General features: G+C 61.1%; 1 pseudogene. It reads left to right on the forward strand.

Annotated elements, in window-relative coordinates:
* Positions 1–304: 304 nt before the first annotated feature.
* Positions 305–572 (forward strand): annotated as a pseudogene (gene msrB, locus AC3WJD_RS22050) (peptide-methionine (R)-S-oxide reductase); the annotation flags it as partial.
* Positions 573–761: the final 189 nt, after the last annotated feature.

The raw sequence follows: 761 nt of genomic DNA on the forward strand, positions 1-761 counted from the left end.
TCTATCCTCCCGCTCCAGCAGGAGCGTGAATCACGCGGGCGGACAAACCTCAAGTCCGTTAATGAGTTTGCGGCCTAATTTCCCATGGTGGCCGCGCCGGCGAAGCCCGAAGTGGCGTCCGATTGCCGGCCCGATGATGGCAGTTGAAAGGCTTTCGCATCGAAAACCCCGTCACGGATGACCGACTTGTCGGCGCTTTACGCCAGCTCCCGACCGCAATGCGCCAGCAGAGGGGGCCGTGGAGCGCCGTCATGTGGAAATCGCGGCCCCCGCCACCGCATATCGGCACGAAATGGAGATTGTCATGACCGAATATCGCAATACGGCTGACGGCCGTCGCGGCCTTATCCCCTGAGGAATATCGCGTGACGCAGCAGAGCGGCACCGAAAGGCCTGACACGGGAAAGTACCTGAACAACAAGGAACCGGGTATCTACGTGGACATCGTCTCGGGCGAGCCGCTGTTTGCCTCTTCCGACAAGTACGAGTCGGGCTGCTGCTGGCCCAGTTTTACCAAGCCGATTGAGCCCGCCAATGTCGCCGAGCTTCGCGATGTCAGCCACGGCATGGTCAGCGGGCCAGCGCCATACGCCAACACGCACTCAGCACAGGCGGCGTCGCCGATCATTTATTCGAGTAGTTGAGCACGCCAGCCAATCAATTGGCTGGCGTTGTGCGGTGGAGCCTGAAAGATCCCATGGCGAGAGGTGGATAGCGGCTGGCGCTGTGGCAGAGTGCGGTTGCTGACCCAAACTCCGTGG

It is taken from the genome of Sphingobium sp. FW306-1B-F04DB, assembly GCF_058781925.1.